Source organism: Lyngbya sp. CCY1209 (genome assembly GCF_055795065.1).
The window spans coordinates 1-338 of the sequence record NZ_JAYFER010000692.1; the positions used below are offsets into that span (position 1 = coordinate 1).

Annotated in this window: 1 pseudogene; it reads right to left on the reverse strand. The window is 61.8% G+C overall.

Annotated elements, in window-relative coordinates:
* Positions 1-293, reverse strand: a pseudogene (locus AC0QHF_RS28875) (hypothetical protein); the annotation flags it as partial.
* Between the last annotated feature and the right edge of the window lie 45 nt (positions 294-338).

Genomic DNA, 338 nt, shown 5'->3' on the forward strand with positions numbered 1-338 from the left:
CGGCCGTTGTCGTCCAGTCGTCCCAATGCCCGGTATCCCTTGCGGGTGCTGACGGTCAGTTTGTCCGACTCGTCGGCGAGGTCGGCGAGGGCATCGGCTTCGGCCGGGTCGATCGTCCGGGCGTGGTCCAACACGGGCGCGAATCGGAAATGCTCCCAACTGCCGGGATTGTCGGGGGTGATGCCGTTGGGGGACGTGACGAACACTGACGACTTGTCCAGGTTGCTGTGCTGGCCTTCCACGGGGGCGATCGCGCCGGATTTCATGTCGTCGCCTCTGACAAATCCAATCATGGGTAAATACTCCTGAGTAATGGGTGAATGGCCGTGGTGATAACG